The sequence below is a fragment of the Streptomyces sp. NBC_01352 genome (genome assembly GCF_036237295.1).
GTDB classification, from domain to species: Bacteria; Actinomycetota; Actinomycetes; order Streptomycetales; family Streptomycetaceae; genus Streptomyces; species Streptomyces plumbiresistens.
On the sequence record NZ_CP108354.1, the window covers coordinates 7,153,838 to 7,170,401 of the forward strand.

A 16,564-nucleotide genomic window follows, 5' to 3' on the forward strand; every position below is an offset into this window, starting at 1 on the left:
AGGTCCCATTTTCAACCAAGCTTCTGACCTGCACATATACAGATCAAGATCAAAAACTAACGGACTCGCTACATGCGCGAGAGAGGGGGGGACGAACGGCGTCCCCCCTGTCCCCCCCTTGTCCCCTCACCACCACAACACGAAGGAGAACGTCATGACTGAACGCACCCTCACCCACGGCGCGCCCGCCGCGATCACCGACGACATCCGCGACCACGGATACGCCATCCTCCAGACCCGCGTGGAGCGCATCCCCAAGCTGATCAAGGGCCTGCCCTGCCAGGAGCCCGACGGCTGCACCAAGACCGCGACCCTCGCGACTCTCGCCATCGAGGAGGTCGTCGAGGACGACGGTCCGCTCGGCCTCTGCCTGGTGAAGGAAAACGGGCTGCCGCTCTGCATCGTGACCTGCGACGAGCACCGCTGCGAGGCAAGCCACGACCTGTACCGCGGGCTGACAGGCCGGATGCGACCAGACGGCATCCGAGCCTTCGACGCCCCCGGCCAGTACCTGAGTTGGGCCTGACCCGCACGCAACCGGCCGGCCCGCGGGAACCGGGCCGGCCACCTCCCGAACTTTACGGGACCCCGTAAAGACCCAGCTCACAGCGATAGGCGTGTACGACGCACGCCCATCGCTCACCACAAAGGAGAGCTCATGACCGTCACCGCCCTGGAGTCCTGCCTCACCTCAGCCGAAGCGGAGGCCGTAGCGAACTACCTCGAAGCCACCGAAGGCGTCCTCGACACCTTCGATCAGCTCGACGCCGCCACCCTCCACAACGAGCAGGCCGCCCGCAGCAACGCCGACACCTTCACCGCCCAGCTCTTCCAGACCCTGACCGACTGGCACAACGCCCTCGACCGCCTCCACAGCGAACTCGCCCTCACCACCCGCACCCAGATGATGCTGACCCCCGCCGCCGAGGACTACGTCCGCACAGAAGCCGTCCAGTTCATGCACTGCCTCAACCTCGCCCGCAAAGCCTTCTGCGACTGGCACTTCGCCGACCAGGCCGGACCCCGCTTCCACATCGACGGGACCTCGATCGTCTTCTCCGGCTTCCCGCCCGTGCCGCTCACGGCCGAGATCGCGGCGGAGGCAGCGCCGTGACCTCCCACGTCGAGGCCGAGATACAGGCCCGCATCGCCCGCGTCCGCGCCGAGGAAGAACGCAAGCGCAAGCAGCGGGAAGAACTCGCCCGCCGCCGTAAGGCCGGCGTCGCAGCGAGGAACGCCCGCAAGCTCTTCAACCTCGCCAACGTCATCGACAACACCACCTTCGCCGCATCCGGCGCATAGCCACACAAACCACTCGCGCGTTGATCTGCGCCCACCCCAAGGAGAAAACATGCCCGACGTCACCCACCGGCTCGACTTCGCCGGACGCGCCACCTACCGCCTCAGCCTCCGCCGCGACCATCTGCCCGCCGCCATGCAGAAGCTGCTCAGCAAGCTCGAGGAGGCCACCGACAAGCGCACAGCCGCCGAGCAGGCCACAGCCACCTGCGGGTTCGGCACCGGCCCGGAGCTCGCCAAGTTCCAGCAGGCGGCCAAGAAGACGGAGGCCGCGCAGCTCGAGGCCTACGACGACTTCGCCGGGGCCGCCGCCCGCAACCGTTCGGCGCTGCTCGCCTCCACGGCCGACGCCTACAACGGCGCCCTCGACCGTGCGGCGCGCGCCGAGCGGGAACTGCTGGACGCCCTCGACGAGGCGGCCGAGGCTGCGGCACTGCACGCCTGTGCGGCAGCCGGCGCCACGCTCGATGTCGACAGCCGCATCGGCAGGAACCACCTGGCTCGGATGGCAGTGGGCAATGCCGCCGCGACCATCCGCGGCATCAACCTGCCCGCCCTCGACGAGGAGCGTGCCGCATGACCGGCAAGCCGATCACGTCCGCGCAGAGGATCGCGGCGCGCGCCCTGGGTGTCGACCTGCCGCCCGTCGAGCAGGACCCGCACACCCAAGCCGCGCAGGCCCTCGAGACGGCTGACTCAAAGGCTCCGGCCGGTTGGTCGACCGGCGACGCCGAGGACGTCATCACGGCCTCTCGCTCCGCTGTGCAGGTCCGCCGCGGGCAGCACGAGGCGGCCTGACCATCGGCCGGCCCGCACTCTGCGGGTCGGCCCTTAACTGTGAGGAGGTCGGGCGTGGGCGTTCCCATCGATCCGAAGAAGAAGGAAGAGGCCGCCCGTCTGCTGGCCCTCGGTAAAGGCGCCGAGTTCATCGCCGCCCGACTCAAGATCAGCCCCGCCACCGTGCGGGCATGGCGGCGCACCGACCTCGCGTTCCGGCAACGGCTACAGCAGAACCTCGACTCCCTGCACGGTCAGGGTCTGCTCGCGGTGGCGGAGCGGAGGGCGACCCTGCCGGCTCAGCTCCGGGCCAAGCCGGGCGCATCCGCGCTCGAGACCGCGCAGGACGCGATAACGGAAGTCGGCCGGAGGGCCGCCCGCCGCCAGCTCTGATATTCACCGCCCGCAGAATTCTGCCCGGCCGCACCGCACGGTGGCCGGGCGCAGTCGTGACCGGGCCGCGGGGGCTTTCGGCTACGCCTTGGTGACGCTCCACTCCACCGGCTCAGCCACATCCGACGGCGAGTACAGAATCCGCTCCGGGCGCCCTTCCTTCGGCACCTGGAAGACGATGTTCCCGCGCACGCAGTCCCCGCCCTTCACCTTCGCGTCCATCGGATAGAGCGGCTGCGGCAGGTCCCCGGCGTTCATGCCGGCCGATTCAACCCGCGCCCCGTCCGCGTAGGCCAGGGACCACGGATAGGTGCTGACGGCGATGACCTCGGTGCCCTTGTTGCACACCTTCGCCTCGACCACCGCCCACTTCTGTCCGGCGCCCAGCATCTCCGGCAGGCCCGTGATGCCCTTGTCCTCGTAGTTGAGGACGCCTGCGGAGAAGTTCAGGCCAGCCGTCTCGATGTCGGCGGTGTCACCGATGTTGAACGCCTCCTGGCGGGGCGTGGCTGTCGGCTCCGTGGAGCTGGCCGACGACGGTTCGGGGCTGGCGGCGGTGACTGTGCTTCCCGTTGAGCTGTCGTCGTCCCGGGACTGCACCACAACGATTCCCGTGGTGACGATTGCGGCGATGATCGCGGCTGCGGCCCCGATGATGATCGCGTTGGTGCGGTTCTTCTTCGGCGCGGGTGCCGGCGGGAAGCCGGGTGGCGGTGGCGGCGTACTGTCGGTCATGGTCCCCCCAAGGGCGTGATGTGCCAGAGGGCATCATGCGTTCTCGCGTGAGGCGTGCGACGCGGTGTGTCCGTGTTGTGACCACAGATGAGTGGATCCGCGGATCTTGGTGGACGACGTACAGCGGACGCCCGCTAACCGCATAGAGGATGCGGTGTCGCGGCTCTGACCCCGATCGGAGAAGTCAGACCACGAGCCGCGTCCACTTCTCTCGCCGACCGAGGAATCCTCGCCAGGTGACCACGACGGCCCAGTCCGGCGGGTCACCCATGTCGGGAGAAGCGATAACGGGAATGACCTCGCCAGGGGCGACAGCGGAGACGGCGACCCGCTGGTCGGTGCTTGCCGGCGTACCGGCAGACCCAACCCGCACGTTGACGCTCTTAGCGACAGCCTGGCCTACGTTGCGGACATGCGAGAGGTGCCGTTTCTCGTGATGGAACTCCCATGCCACAGCGTTGCGTCCACGCCACCACACGGCCACCGACGCTACGGCCGCAACGGTGGCCGCGGTCGACCCCACCCAAGTTGCCCAGTCGCCTCCTTGCATCCCGGCACCGTAGCGCCTTATGGAGGCGGTGATGCCCCGCCGAGGTTGCTGTCCATCGGGCGAGGCATCCGAACATCAGCGCCAAGCAGGCAGCAGGCGCGGATGAGTTGGGGCCACGATACGGCTCGGCACTGACAACAGACTTCAGCGAGTCTGACGCCTGCGGATGTACGGGCCAGCCAGTCGGAGGATGTTGTTCGCCGCGATCCGAAGGCGCTCGAGGTCTTCCGGTTTGGCGTCGCGGGCGTTGGGGTCGATGTTCGCCAGCGGCTCGGCCTGGTCGATGATCCTGTTGAGTAGCTGTCGCATCTCAAGCGTCTCGGAGTCTCGCCAGTCCTCGTCATCTCGCCGCCCGCGCACACTCTCCCGCAGTCGGTCTATCTCCCGCTGCTGGTCGACGATCAACTGCATGTTGCCGGCCGCCTCCAACAGGCTGGTGCGCAGACAGCGTTCGGAGCAGTAGACCGTCTCGTCATCGTTGGGCAGGTTGGCGCCTGGTGCTTTGACTGCGCCCTGCTCGTGCACATGCAGCCATCCGCGTCGGCATCTCTGGCCGCAGCGGCGACACTTCCGTTCGGTGCTGGGCATCGCGCCCCTTTCGGTCGTCCTGCCGATCAAGGGTATTGGGGCCCACTGACAGTGCGAGGGGCCTCGCAGCCGCCGTTTCCCTAGGGCAACACTCTGGCTCCTGATAATCTTTATTCTCTGGAGTTAGAACAGGGCTGTACCGAGGGGGAGTTCGTGACCGACATCGAGCGCTACGAAGCACCGGCCCTGCCCGCCCGGCGGCAGCTGTCGCCGGAAGCGCAAGCCGCGCTCGCCGCCGGCCGCGCCGACTCCACCCGCCGCGCCTACCGCGAAGACCGCGAGGCGTTCGTCAAGTGGTGCGCCGAGGAGGGCGAGCAGCCGCTGCCCGCGACGCAGGAGCTGCTCGTCGAGTACGTCACGCACCTGACGCGCACGCCCCGCCCACGCACCGGCCGGCCCTCGGCGCCGAGCTCCCTCGAGCGCATGCTGTCCGCCATCACGACCATGCACGCGGAACTAAATCTGCCGAAGCCGGAGACGAAGGGCGCCCGTACCGTCATCGCTGGCTACAAGCACCAGCTGGCCATCGACAAGAAACCCGGCGGTAAGCAGCGCCAGGCGAAGGCCGCGCTGCCGCCCGCGCTGCGGAAGATGCTGGACACCCTCGACCGGGGCACCCTCGTCGGGAAGCGCGACGCGGCCATGCTGCTGCTCGGCTACGCGGCAGCCACCCGATCCTCCGAGCTCGTCGGCCTGGACATCGGCGACCCAGCCGAGTGCGACGAGGGGTACATGGTGCAGATCTACCGAACGAAGATGAAGAAGTTCACCGACTCCGCCGTGCCCTACGGCAAGAACCCCGCCACCTGCCCCGTCCGGGCTGTTCGCGTACTCGTCGCGGCCATGCGGGAGGCGGGACGTACCGAGGGGCCGCTGTTCGTGCGGATCGACCGGCACGGCCGCATCGCCCCGCCGATGATGCGGCACGGCAAGCCGATCGGGGATCCGTCCGGTCGGCTCACCCCTGACGCGGCGTCCGACGTCATCGAGCGCCTGGCGGAGGCCGCCGGGTTCGAGGGGCGTTGGCGCGGCCACTCCCTGCGGCGTGGCTTCGCTACCGCGGCCCAGCGCGGCGGGGCCCCGATGGTTCGCGTCGCCCGGCAGGGCGGTTGGGCCGACAACTCCACATCCCTCGCCCGGTACTTCGACGAGGGCGACCCGTGGGAGGACAACCCCGTCATGGGGCTGTGAGCCGCAACAGGCTTCCTTGAGGGAAGCAAGTCAGAGGGGTCCTCAACAGTGAGGACCCTTTCGTCATGCTGCGGTGCGGGCGGGGTGGTCGGCTCCCGCGTCCGTGACGGCTGCCGCGTACAGCTGCGCCTGCTCGTCGGCGTCCAGCCCGAGCACTGCGGCGAGCCGCTGGGCGACGGTTCGCGACGGGCAACGGCTCCCGTCCTCGAGGTGGGCCACGTATCCGGAGGACAGCCGAGCCTCCCGCCCCGTCTCCCGCACGCCGAGGCCGGCGCGTTCGCGTGCGGCGCGCAGCATCGGGCCGAGTCCGTCCGGCGGGGTCCGCCGTACCCGTATCTCCACACCCATCACTCCCTGACAATTCGAAGGTGTAACCCATGATGCGCCTTCGAATACATGGTGCCGATGTGGTTGTTGGCGTATCCTGCAAAGGAGGAAGCTAGTCGTAGAGCCGAGGTCCCGGCGGACCGTGATGGTCCGCTCAGGCAGGAAGCCACCAGGGACACAGGCGAGCGGCGTCGGTAGGCCGTGAGCACCGAGATGGTGCGGGCCAGAGCGGATGCGAAGCCGGGCGAACACCTCGGCCCTCCTTGCTGCCCACGCCCCTGGGATGCCCCGTGCCCCGCTCCTTCAGTGGTCCCGCTCTGCGTACCGCCCGCCGCTCCGCCGGCCTGACCGTCCCCCAACTCGCCGCCGCCGTCGGCCGGTCGCAGTGGACCGTCTACAACGTCGAGACCGGCCGCGTGTCCGTGTCCGTCGACCTGGCCGACGCGTTCGCCGAAGCCGTCGCCGTACCCCTCGAACGGCTGCTCTGGTCTGACGAACTGGCGGCCGTCTGATGTCCTTCCTCATCGCCTCCGGGCACGTCGAAGTCACGACCAACACTCGGGAAGCCGAGCAAGGCCTCGAGCGCTTCCTCGACAAGATGCGCCGGATGGGCACCGAGGGCGTCCGCTCCTTTGGCGCCGTCGACGAGCAGGCGCAGGATCTCGCGCGAACCCTCGGCCGCGTCAAAGCACTCGGGAACATCCGGGTCCGGGCCGACCTCGACGACCGGGCCGGATCAGGCATCGCCTCAGTGGTCGCCGCAATCCGTGCCCTCAAGCGGGAAAGCCCCATCCAGCTGCGGGCACGCTTCGACGGGAGCGCCACGCAACTCATCGCCATGACACAGGCGATGCGCGATCTGAACGACAGCACCGCCCGCACCGGCACACCGCTAACCCAGCTAGCCGCCCGCGCGGTAGCCGCAGCCGCGGCCCTGCAACGCCTCGATGCCGCCGCACAGGACGCCTCCCGTTCGCTGACCACCCTGCGCGGCCGTGCCGCCGCCACAGCGGACGCCATGCGCGATCTGAACGGCGCCAACACGCTCGTCAGCAACAGCCTGCGCACCATCAACACCCGTAGCGGCGCGACCATCACCCGCTTCGACGACCTATCGCGGACGACCCGGACTCTGGCCGGGGACATGGACGACTTCGGCGGCAGCACGGACAGCACCGCCGCCGCTCTCGCCGGCCTGCGCGGCGGGCTCGGCCAGCTGACGGCGGCCGGCGGGGAAGCAGGAAGCGCGATCGGTGGCGGCGGAAGCAGCCTGCGCGGAATGTCCATCGGTGCTGCGGGCGCACTCGGCGCCTCGCTGCTCCCGTCGATTGGGGCCGTCGCCCCGATGCTGACTGGCCTCGCGGTCGTCGGCGGCGGCGCAGCCCTGGCCATGGACGACCTGAAGGACAAGGCCAAGCAGCTTAAGAAGCCGTTCGAGGAATGGCAGAAGGTCGCGAACGAGGCGGTCGCCCCGCACACCGAGGAGGCGGTCAAGTCCCTGAAGGGGGCGATGAAGGACCTCAATCCGGTGATCGAGATTGGGGCAGAGTCGTTCGGCCGGATCGTCGAGAAGGCCGCGGCATTCGCCGACAGTCCTGCGTTCAAGGGTGCGTTGGCGAAGAACGCCGAGATGGGCGCCCAGTGGGTCGAGGAGTTCGCCGGATCGGTCGGCAAATTCACGCAGTCGTTCCTCGACTTCGGCACCAAGTCGAAGCCCGCCCTCGATGCGTGGCAGAACCTCCTCGGCGGGATGCTCGACACCGGCCTGCCGTCGATGTTCAAGGAGCTGGAGCAGGGAATCGGCGGATCCTCGGACGTCGTGAACGGCCTGGCGTCGCTGCTGAACGAGTCGCTGCTTCCGAGCCTCGGCAAGATCTCCGGAAGTTTCGCGGACGCCTTCGGCCCGCTGATCGGGGAACTGCTGATCGCGACGGGCGACAACCTGAACAGGCTCGCCACGGTCATCGACAAGACCATGGAGGGCCTGGCCCCGTTCGCTCATGTCGCCGCGGACGGTGTGCGCGCCTTGAACGAGGTCATGGATATCGGCGCTGAGGTCGCCGGGAGCTTCGCGAGCAGCGTCGGCGGCGCCTTGTTCGAGTCGCTGGCGTCGGTCGCAGGTGTCGATACGTCGGGCCTTGGTCGTGGCTTCCGGGGGCTGTCGGACTGGGTGAAGGCGAACGAGGGGACGCTCCGGGCGTCGTTCTACAACATCGCCGAGGGCATCACCACCATGGTCTCGACCGGCATTTCCGCGCTGCCTCATCTCTTCTCTGCGTTCCGCACGATGACCGAGGGGATGCTCACCGGTATCGATGGCCTGGTCAGCACTCTGGCAGCCACGTTCGGTGAGTTGCCCGTCGTCGGTGACACGTTCAAGGACTGGAACAGGGACTTCGACGCGACGTCGGGGAAGTTCCGGGAGGCCCTCGACACGATCGGTGGGGGCATCAACTCTTTGGCCAATGAGGCGATCCCGCGGCTGAACCGGGCGCAGGTCAAGATGAACGTCGACGAGGCCTCGCAGAACCTCGCCTCCATTAAGGAGCAGTTGAAGGATCCCGAACTGACGAAGGAGCGGCGAGCGAAGCTGTCCGCGGACAAGCGGGAGGCTGAGCAGAAGCTGGCGGCGGCGAAGCGGGAGTTGGCGGCGCTGGACCGGAAGAAGGCGACGGTCCTCGTCGGCGCGAACACGAACCAGTTCACCAACGCGGTCGGCGGCCTCGTCGGTCGCACCCTGGGTACGTCGTACATCAACGTGGCATACCGCAAGTCCGAGTCGAACGTGCAGGCCCCGTTCCGGGCCAGTGGCGGTCCGGTGCGCGGCTATGCGGGCGGCGGTGACGTTCAGTACTTCCCGAACGGTGGCTATGTTCAGGGCCCTGGCGGGCCGATGAGCGACAGCATTCATGCACTGATGGGATCCGGGGCAGCTGCGCGCGTCTCGGACACGGAGTATGTGGTGCGGGCCCGCGCGGTCGAGAAGTACGGCGTCCCGTTCATGGATGCCCTGAACGCTGGCAGCCTGCGACTGCCGGGCTTTGCGAAGGGCGGCAAGCTCACCGCCGCGCAGAAGGCCGAACAGCAGCGGCAGAAGGAAGGCCGCGGCGCCCTCACCGGCGACGTGACGTTCTCCACCGCGGGCAAGATGGCCGGGTTCAAGAACGCCGAGATGATGCACAACCTGGGCATGCCCGACTCGGTGAACTCCCTGGCCGGGGCGATCAACAAATATCTGTCGGACATCAAGAAGGCGTTCACCGGCAAGCAGGAATCCCAGCTCGTCTCCCAGATGATGAAGTCCGGCAAGGCCCTCCTCGACAACCAGAAGAAGCTGGAATCGGTCAACAAATCCCTCGACGCGGCAAAAGGCAAGCTCGACGATCTCAAGGGGAAGTTCGACCAGTTGAAGACGAGCGTTTCCTCCTCGCTCGTTTCGTTCGGCAACATCACCAAGGTTGGTAAATACGGCACCTCGCCAGAGACCCTCATCAAGCAGCTGCAGTCGGACACTACGCGGACGACCCAGTTCGCGGGGATGCTCGAGCAGCTCAAGGGCAAGGGCCTGAATGCGACCGCGATCGGGGATATTGCCGCCGGTGGCGTTGCGGGTGGCGGAATGGCTACGGCGCAATCGCTGCTGAATGCGACCCCGGAGCAGATCAAGCACATCAACGAGCTGCAAGCCCAGCTGCAGAAGTCCGCGGACAAGGCGGGCACCGTCACCGCCGACGCCATGTACGGGGCGGGCGTGCGCGCCGCCGAGGGCCTGGTGAAGGGCCTCACCAAGCAGCAGGGCGCCATCGAGGCGGCGATGATGTCGATCGCCAAGTCGATGGAAGCGGCGATCAAGAAGGCGCTCGGGATCAAGAGCCCCGCCAAGGTGATGGAGCCCATCGGCGACTTCGCCTTCCAGGGCGTCGAGCAGGGCTGGGTGAAGCGGGCCGCCGCAGGCAGCACGCTGCTGTCCGGCAGCGCCGCAGGCCTCCGGGTCCGGCCGGCCCTGATGACCGGCGCATCCTCGGCCGCCACGCCTGGCGGGGCGCCGGTGGTCGTCCACTTGACTGCGAACTTCAACTCCATGGCAGTGCCAGGCCCGGCCGAGCGGAAGGCGTTCGTCAGGGAGCTAGGGAAGGACATCAACGACGTCCTCCTCGCCTACCAGAAGCAGCGGAGGCGCTGATGCCCGGTACACCGACAGTCCTGCGCTGGCCGCTGGCCCAGGGCGCGTTCCCGTGCCCCACATGCGGCACCACGGAGGGCGTCACGGTCGCCCTCGACGCCGAGGACGCGAGCCCCGACCCGAGCTACATGCGGTGCGGGAACGGCCACTTCTGGGAAGAGCCGGCGTTCCCGCGGCTCATCGGCGCCGGCATGCTCCGCGGTGCGCTCCGTGAAGACCCGGGCTTTGTGGCTATGGCGCAGCGCCTGTGTGCCGCCCTGGACCGTCCGCGCGTCACCGGCATGGTGCACCTGCCCGATGGGGCGCGCGGGCGCGGAGGGGCGCCCATAGCCTGCCCGCGGTGCCGCGCCAGGAAGGGCCTGGCGGTCGGCTTCGACTCGCACGTCTTCGACCGCGAGCCTTCGACCATGCGCTGCCTCAACGGCCACCAGTGGGACGAGGAGCGGTTCCCGCGCTGGGTCGCCGCCAACCTGTCCCACACGGCCACAGACCTCGACAGCGACTGACCGCTGCGCCTGCTCCCTCGAGTGGCCCCGGCCGGGATGCACCCACCGGCCGGGGCCTGGTCCCGCCCGCCCCCAACAGCTCACGGGGTACGAGGACGGGCGGGCGTCACATGAGGCGGGCCTGGCTGGCTGGCAGGAAAAGGTCCCGCGCGCGGTGCTCTAGCCAGAGATCGCCGATGCCGCGGTTATCTGGCTGCCTCGCGTAGTACGCGCAGCGTGGGCAGTCCTCGTGCGCTGGAGGGACCTCTGCGCGGTGTTCGTGGGCGATGTGCCCGGCGAGGATCATCTGGCTGCGCAGGGCACCGTCGAATAGGTCTTCGCTGGCGGCTATGCCGAGCGCGTCGGCGAGGTCGTCGAGGAGTTCGGCGCAGCGCTGGCAGGTCCACATGAACGGCGGCGGCACAGGCAGGTCAGCGCGCATGCCTGCCGCCGAGATTCTCGTAGTGGTCGCACAGGGCGTTGAGCGCCCGGGCAAGGCGGCGGGCGTGGCCGGCCGGGCCGCCGTACCGGGGGCTCGGCTCCGCTTCCAGCCTGCTCTCTGCCTCCCACACGCTGCTGAGCACGGTGTAGCGGTGGATACTGCCCGCCTTGAGCTTCCTGGCGGCAGCCTCGACTTCGGGGGCGAGTAGCTGAATGTGCCCGCGTACCGTCGCCGTGAGCGTCTCCAGATCTTCCCGAGACAGCGGCAGAGCCTCAGGGACGGCGTCCGGGTCAAGCAGCCGGTTCACCGTCTCGCGCATCAACTCGATGTCGAGCGGGCGTGGATCCCCTGTTTCGGCAGCCGGGGGGTGGGTGATAGTTGTTGCCATGTCGGCGCTCCTCAGCAGCGTTGGCCACGCCCCGGGAGGCCTCACCGCCTCGCCGGGGTTTGAAGGGTCAACCTTGCGAGCGCACACGGCTTCTGACTTCCCTCCGACGGGTACCCATCGTGGGTACCCTCACGTCAGACCACGCCGTCACCAAGCGCGATGGGGCACCTCATGACCGGTCACGAACCGCCAACCGCGCTCCCTCGTGAGCTCCTTGAGCGCCCCGACGTGCGATCCGCGCTCGCCACCCACGACTTCGGCACCGTCTTCCACGTCGCCCGTACCGAGGCGGGCATCAGCTACTCGATGATCGCGGCAGAGTGCGGCATCAAGCCGGAGCGCGTGGGGACGCTCGCCAAGGGGCACGGCAAGGTGACGACGTTCGAGAAGGTCGTCCGTATCGCCGACGCGTTCCGTATCCCTGGCCGCATGGTTGGGCTGGCCTCCCGCCCCTGGGAGGCACCGCCCGAAGACGCTGCACCTCGTCGGGAGTTCCTCAAGACCACTGCTGCCGCGAGCCTTGCGGTGGGCCTCCCCGAGCTCTCCCGCCCCTCGGCCGGAGGACGCGTAGGCAGCGACCTTCCCGAGAAGCTGCGGCAGCGCACCGCCCGGCTGCGGCGCCTCGACGACGTCCTCGGGGGCGGCGACACATTCCGCACGTATCTCGGCGAGTACCAGTCCACCAGGGCGCTCCTGCGCGCCCGCTCATACACGGAGGAGACGGGGCGCGGGCTGCTGTCGGTCCTCGCCGAACAGGCACAGCAGGCCGGATGGGCAGCGTTCGACGGCGGCCGGCACGCCGAGGCGCGAGGGCTGTACGAAGCAAGCCACAAGGCCGCAACGGACGCGAGGGACGCGCCACTCGCAGGCAACGCGCTCGCCTTCCTCGCCTACCAAGAACTGCCGGGCGACCGACAAGCGGGCGTCCAGATCGCTGCCCGATCCTGCGCGACGGCCGGACCGGACGCGGCCCCCGGGGTGCGTGCGCTGCTGTACGAGCGCCTCGCGTGGGCGCACGCGGTGGCGGGCAACGCCGACGAGACGGAACGCGCCCTGGAAGCTGCTCAGGATGCGCTCAACGAGGCTGACGGCGCCCCGCAGCCGGACTGGGCGGCATGGGTCGACGAGACCGAACTGCAGATCATGTCTGGCCGGTGCTGGACGGAACTCCGCCGCCCGCTCCGGGCAGTGCCCGTCCTTGAGACAGCGCTGGCCCGGTACGACGACTCGCACGCCCGGGACAAAGCCTTGTACCTGTCGTGGCTCGCCGACTCCTACCTGGCGGCGGGCGAGGTCGAGCAGGCGGCCACGGTCGCGGGCCGCGCGCTCGCCCTCTCATCTGGGGTGGCGTCGGTACGGCCCCGGGAGCGGCTGGAGCCGGTCCTGCGGCGGCTCGGCGAGCACCAGGCGCTACCTGCGGTCGCCGAGGTTCTGGACATGGCCCGCAGCTGAGCTACTCGGCGGGGGCGGTGTTCGCCGCGATCCAGTCGAGGCAGCCCTTCGACCCGGCCTCGATCGCTACGGCGGCGATCTCCGGGTTCTGCCACGGGTGGTGCTTCAACAGGTGGGCCTCCAGCTCCGGGTAGCGGTTCCGGGTGGTCTTCAGCAGCAGCTGCCACTCTTCGCCGGTGCCGAACTCGCCGTCGTGCCAGAAAGCGGAGGTGACGGGGCCGATGATCTGGGCGCCGGCCGCGAGCCGTTCGGCGACGGCGGACCGGGCGAGACCGAGGGCCTGGTCGCGGGTGGGGGTTGCGGTGGATACCTGGAGGAAGTCAGCCATGCGCGCGAGCGTATGCGGCGCTCCCAAACGCACGAAAGGCCCCCTGCGTGGCCGCGAGGGCCATGCAGAGGGCCTTGCTCAGTTATGGCTGGCGGACCCAGGTGACGAACTCCCGCCAGGCCGGGGCGGACAGACCTACACGGGCCCGCTCCCGGGCCTTGGTGTCCCGCACGAGGACGCCCGCCGAGGGCCGCGCCCACTCCACGCAGGCTCCGCTGTCCGTGTAGGTGGACGTCTTCCAGATCAGGCCGTCTTCAGTCTGCGGCACAGGGTTCCTCGCACTCCGTCGATGAGATCCAGCGACTCGCGCGGCGGCAACGCCAGGCCGTGCAGCCGCTCCCAACTCGCAGAGTAGGCGGCCACATCTTCGGGGCGGGTGGTGATCTCGGAAGACGTCAACGACTCGACGAACACGGCCCGCTTCCCGAACGCCCGATAGACGGTGAAGGGACCGACGAGACCCGGATGGGCCTCGATGCCCTGCGGCAGCACCTGCACGCTCAGGGACGGCTGCAGGGCGGCGAGGGACAGTAGGCGCTCGAGCTGGTCGACGAGCACGCCGTAGCCGCCCACAGGCCGGTGCAGGGCGCTCTCGTCGACGACGACTCGGATGCTGCGGGCGCCGGGCCGGCCGAGGCGGTCGATGCGCTGGCGCCGTTCCTCCGCACGTTGGCTGACTTCCTCGAGCGGCAGGGCGGGCGAGGTCGCGCGGATGGCCTCGACGGCATAGGGGAAGCTCTGCAGCAGCCCGGGGATGAACAGCGGCTGCCACGCCTGCACGCTGTCGGCAGCAGCCTCGACGGCGGCCAGGCGGGCGATGTGGCCGCCGAGCGAATCGGCAGGCGACTCGAAGACGGTGGTCACCGAACCTCCTGCTGCGGCATGGGGCGCGTGCCGGCCTGGTGGGTGCGCCGCCATGCGTTGTGCATGCGGCGGCCGACGCGCAGCCGGAGCCTGTGGCCGTGGCAGCGCGGGCACAGCCGCGGCTTCCCGAAGCGCTGAATCTCCGCCGTGCCGTGGCACTTACGGCACGGGGCGAACGGCTTCACGGCGCACAACACTGCGTAACCGCCAAGCCAGGCGATGAGCGCGGCTATAGCAAGCCACATGGGGTGTCTCCTCCTGCTGAAGTGGGTGTTTCCCGTTTCCCGGGGGCGCCCCTGCTAGACGCTAGATGCGTGGTCAGGGGCGCTTTCTGCTGCTAGCGGGGCTGCTAGACCTAGCGGGGCGGCCTGCTAGGTCTAGCAGCGGTTCTAGGGCTACGCGGCGGCCCGATCTGCGTTACGGCGGGTGACGGCTGCGACCACGTCGGCCCGCTTGATGCCGCGCCGGTTCTTGCCGTCGCCCTCATCGGTGGTGCCCCACACCTGGGTCGTCTCGACGCCCCACGGCTTCAGCGCGCTGGTGACGTTCTCGCCCTTCCAGCCCTCGTACACGTCGGGTCGGAGCTCGCCGAGCCGGGCGGCGACGCGCTCGTTCCACACCTGCTCCTCGTCGGCGCCAACCACCTTGAGGATGTCGCCGAGCAGGTCCATCCCGACGGTCGCGGCGGGCCCCTCGCCGAGGGCGTGGCCGGTGATGTTGCCGTACTCCTCGCGCATCTTGCGGGCCCGGGTGACGACGAGTTCAGCCTTGGGGGCGTCGACGAAGGCGGAGGCGACAATGCGCGGGTCGTCGCCCTCTCCGGCCATGTAGCAGATGCCGAGGTCGCGGCGGCTGAACATGGTGGCGCGGATCCCGCTCTTGTATGCGCCGGTGGACAGCACCATGTCGTTGGCCTGGTGGCCCATGACCTTCAGGCAGAACCGCAGGACGGCGTTGGCGCTGATGCCGGGCGGGAGGCTCTTGGCGTCGGGCCGCTGGGTGGCGTACATGCCGATGATGCCCAGCGCCGGGCCGCGCTTGGTGATGTCGGTGCAGATGGATTCGATCTCGGCACCGTGCTTCTCGTGCTCGAACAACACCTGGCACTCATCAATGCCGATAGCGATGGGGTGCAGGCCAAGCGACTTGTCGTCAGCCAGGGCGGCCGTCACCTTCGACTCGGGGCAGCGGGAGCGCGGCAGAGACTTGATGACCTTCGCACGGCGGCGCAGCTCGGCCTTGATCTCGCGGAGGGCGTGAAGGATGTACTCAACATCCTCGTCTTCCTCGCCGGCCCGGTACCGGTGACAGACGGGCTCGAGGGCGCCCAGGTCACCGGTCCCCTTCAGGTCGAAGGCGAGGATCCACGCCCGCGGGTCAAGGGCGCAGATCAGCAGAAGCAGCCTGAGCAGGAACGTCTTGCCCATGCGCGGGATCGAGCCGATGACGATGGACGCGAACATGAGGGTGACCTCAACCCACCGCATGCGCTGGTCGTTGCCGAAGACGACCGGCCTGAACAGGTCGACCTGCCCGTCCTTCAGCAGCGGCCAGGCCGGCTTCGTGGTCTCGTTCATCGGCTTGTCGCCGACCCACAGCACCAGGCGGCCTTCGTGCTCGTTCTCGTCGCCGGACGGCCACACGCAGCCGACCTTGCGGCGCAGGCCGGAAGCGAGCTGCTCCCGCTTCTCCATGACGTCGTCCGGCGTCACCCCATACGGCAGGTCGAGGTCGGCGCGGTAGCCGGGGCCGTCGCGGGTGATTTCGCTGGTGAAGCGCATCCCGTCCATGCTGCCGCCCTTCTTGATGGCGGCGGAGATCTTCGGGTTGCCGATGGCGTCGAGGGCGCGCAGCACGATCGTGCCGGTGAGCTTCTGCAGCTCGGTGCGCATGACGGCCGGGCCGATGACGGGGGCGTCGGGCTGCTGGCCGAAGTAGCCCATGGTGAGGACCCCGCCGGCGGCGAACGCCCACAGGAATCCGGGGGCCATGACGTACAGCCACAGGGCAAAGCCGGTGCCGAACACCGCGGCGACGACGGTGACCAGGCCGCGCAGCCGGACCCGGTTGCCGCGCAGCCGGGCGAGACGCATGTACTCCTCGACGTCCTCGGTACGCACGGCGTAGTCCCGCAGGGGTGCGGCCTCGCGGTCCCACACCCACCGGTTCGTGTCGGCGACCAGGCGGGCCGTCCCGCGCGGGGCTATGAGGGTGAGCTGCACGCTGTACCAGGGGGCGCGAAGCCCGTGATAGGCCGTGGCGTACCAGGCGTGACCTGCGGCGCGTTCGATCGTGGCGAGCAGGTCGCGGCGGGAGCGCAGCCACGGGGCGACGATCGGCCGGCGCTTCTCGCTGGTGACGCCCGGGTCGGGCAGCTTCGGGTTGTCGACAGGGACCGGGGCGACCGGCGTGCTGTCGGTGGCAGGGGCCTCGGTCGGTGCCGCGGCGGGCGGGGGCTCGGTGGTGGCGTGTAGCGGGTGCTCGACGGTCTCGGTCATGCTGTCTTCTCCGGTCGTTCTGATGGGCGGTCCGGGGCCCGGGGACGGCCGTTGACTTGGCGGT

Annotated in this window: 20 protein-coding genes; 11 read left to right on the forward strand and 9 right to left on the reverse strand. The window is 69.1% G+C overall.

What is annotated here, in order from left to right:
- The first annotated feature begins 154 nt into the window (after positions 1-154).
- The 6 genes from OG252_RS33165 to OG252_RS33190 all read left to right on the forward strand — a co-directional run bounded on the left by OG252_RS33165 (position 155) and on the right by OG252_RS33190 (position 2,469).
- A complete protein-coding gene (locus OG252_RS33165; RefSeq protein WP_329340702.1) occupies positions 155-526 on the forward strand; it encodes a hypothetical protein in 372 nt (123 codons plus the stop codon).
- A 132-nt stretch (positions 527-658) separates the two neighbouring features.
- Positions 659-1,114: a hypothetical protein gene (locus OG252_RS33170; RefSeq protein ID WP_329340704.1), complete on the forward strand. Its 456-nt coding sequence runs from the start codon at positions 659-661 to the stop codon at positions 1,112-1,114.
- Positions 1,111-1,302 (forward strand): hypothetical protein, encoded by a 192-nt coding sequence (locus OG252_RS33175; protein WP_329340705.1) that lies wholly within the window; start codon positions 1,111-1,113, stop codon positions 1,300-1,302. Before OG252_RS33170 ends, OG252_RS33175 begins: the two co-directional genes overlap by 4 nt.
- Before the next feature lie 49 nt (positions 1,303-1,351).
- Positions 1,352-1,879, forward strand: a complete 528-nt coding sequence (locus OG252_RS33180; RefSeq protein ID WP_329340708.1) for a hypothetical protein — start codon at positions 1,352-1,354, stop codon at positions 1,877-1,879.
- The gene (locus OG252_RS33185; protein WP_329340710.1) at positions 1,876-2,097 is read left to right on the forward strand and encodes a hypothetical protein; all 222 of its coding nucleotides are present in this window, start codon (positions 1,876-1,878) and stop codon (positions 2,095-2,097) included. The genes OG252_RS33180 and OG252_RS33185 overlap by 4 nt, the downstream gene beginning before the upstream one ends.
- A gap of 54 nt (positions 2,098-2,151) precedes the next feature.
- Complete coding sequence (locus OG252_RS33190) at positions 2,152-2,469, forward strand: hypothetical protein (protein WP_329340712.1); 318 nt, start codon at positions 2,152-2,154, stop codon at positions 2,467-2,469.
- Positions 2,470-2,550: 81 nt separating this feature from the next.
- Here OG252_RS33190 and OG252_RS33195 read toward each other — a convergent pair whose 3' ends face one another.
- Positions 2,551-3,204, reverse strand: coding sequence for a DUF4352 domain-containing protein (locus OG252_RS33195; protein WP_329340714.1), 654 nt, complete (start codon positions 3,202-3,204; stop codon positions 2,551-2,553).
- A gap of 694 nt (positions 3,205-3,898) precedes the next feature.
- On the reverse strand, positions 3,899-4,279 hold the full coding sequence (locus OG252_RS33200) for a hypothetical protein (protein ID WP_329340716.1): 381 nt from the start codon (positions 4,277-4,279) through the stop codon (positions 3,899-3,901).
- A gap of 216 nt (positions 4,280-4,495) precedes the next feature.
- On the opposite strand from OG252_RS33200, the gene OG252_RS33205 reads away from it, so the two are divergent.
- Entirely contained in the window at positions 4,496-5,533 is a 1,038-nt protein-coding gene (locus tag OG252_RS33205; RefSeq protein WP_329340718.1) for a tyrosine-type recombinase/integrase, read from the forward strand.
- Between the two features lie 63 nt (positions 5,534-5,596).
- On the opposite strand, the gene OG252_RS33210 is transcribed toward OG252_RS33205, so the two are convergent.
- A complete protein-coding gene (locus OG252_RS33210) occupies positions 5,597-5,881 on the reverse strand; it encodes a helix-turn-helix domain-containing protein (protein ID WP_329340721.1) in 285 nt (94 codons plus the stop codon).
- A 269-nt stretch (positions 5,882-6,150) separates the two neighbouring features.
- On the opposite strand from OG252_RS33210, the gene OG252_RS33215 reads away from it, so the two are divergent.
- Genes OG252_RS33215 through OG252_RS33225 form a run of 3 tightly spaced genes read left to right on the forward strand, consistent with a single transcriptional unit; the run spans position 6,151 to position 10,549 of the window.
- Positions 6,151-6,372, forward strand: coding sequence for a helix-turn-helix transcriptional regulator (locus tag OG252_RS33215; RefSeq protein ID WP_329340723.1), 222 nt, complete (start codon positions 6,151-6,153; stop codon positions 6,370-6,372).
- Positions 6,372-10,043: a hypothetical protein gene (locus OG252_RS33220; RefSeq protein ID WP_329340725.1), complete on the forward strand. Its 3,672-nt coding sequence runs from the start codon at positions 6,372-6,374 to the stop codon at positions 10,041-10,043. The genes OG252_RS33215 and OG252_RS33220 overlap by 1 nt, the downstream gene beginning before the upstream one ends.
- On the forward strand, positions 10,043-10,549 hold the full coding sequence (locus OG252_RS33225; protein ID WP_329340728.1) for a hypothetical protein: 507 nt from the start codon (positions 10,043-10,045) through the stop codon (positions 10,547-10,549). Before OG252_RS33220 ends, OG252_RS33225 begins: the two co-directional genes overlap by 1 nt.
- A 106-nt stretch (positions 10,550-10,655) precedes the next feature.
- On the opposite strand, the gene OG252_RS33230 is transcribed toward OG252_RS33225, so the two are convergent.
- Together OG252_RS33230 and OG252_RS33235 are read right to left on the reverse strand one after the other, a co-directional pair.
- Positions 10,656-10,970, reverse strand: a complete 315-nt coding sequence (locus tag OG252_RS33230; RefSeq protein ID WP_329340730.1) for a hypothetical protein — start codon at positions 10,968-10,970, stop codon at positions 10,656-10,658.
- The gene (locus OG252_RS33235) at positions 10,960-11,358 is read right to left on the reverse strand and encodes a DUF6415 family natural product biosynthesis protein (protein ID WP_329340732.1); all 399 of its coding nucleotides are present in this window, start codon (positions 11,356-11,358) and stop codon (positions 10,960-10,962) included. Before OG252_RS33235 ends, OG252_RS33230 begins: the two co-directional genes overlap by 11 nt.
- Positions 11,359-11,529: 171 nt before the next feature.
- Between OG252_RS33235 and OG252_RS33240 the strand changes: the two genes are divergently transcribed.
- A complete protein-coding gene (locus OG252_RS33240) occupies positions 11,530-12,810 on the forward strand; it encodes an XRE family transcriptional regulator (protein ID WP_329340734.1) in 1,281 nt (426 codons plus the stop codon).
- Between the two features lies 1 nt (position 12,811).
- Here OG252_RS33240 and cutA read toward each other — a convergent pair whose 3' ends face one another.
- The 4 genes from cutA to OG252_RS33260 form a co-directional block, all read right to left on the reverse strand.
- Positions 12,812-13,138 carry a divalent-cation tolerance protein CutA gene (gene cutA / locus OG252_RS33245; protein WP_329340736.1) on the reverse strand — a complete coding sequence of 109 codons (327 nt, stop codon included), beginning with the start codon at positions 13,136-13,138 and terminating at the stop codon, positions 12,812-12,814.
- An 82-nt stretch (positions 13,139-13,220) separates the two neighbouring features.
- Complete coding sequence (locus tag OG252_RS33250) at positions 13,221-13,406, reverse strand: DUF397 domain-containing protein (RefSeq protein ID WP_329340739.1); 186 nt, start codon at positions 13,404-13,406, stop codon at positions 13,221-13,223.
- A complete protein-coding gene (locus tag OG252_RS33255) occupies positions 13,382-14,002 on the reverse strand; it encodes a DUF5753 domain-containing protein (protein ID WP_329340741.1) in 621 nt (206 codons plus the stop codon). The genes OG252_RS33250 and OG252_RS33255 overlap by 25 nt, the downstream gene beginning before the upstream one ends.
- A gap of 395 nt (positions 14,003-14,397) precedes the next feature.
- Positions 14,398-16,500 (reverse strand): cell division protein FtsK, encoded by a 2,103-nt coding sequence (locus OG252_RS33260; RefSeq protein ID WP_329340744.1) that lies wholly within the window; start codon positions 16,498-16,500, stop codon positions 14,398-14,400.
- Positions 16,501-16,564 lie beyond the last annotated feature (64 nt).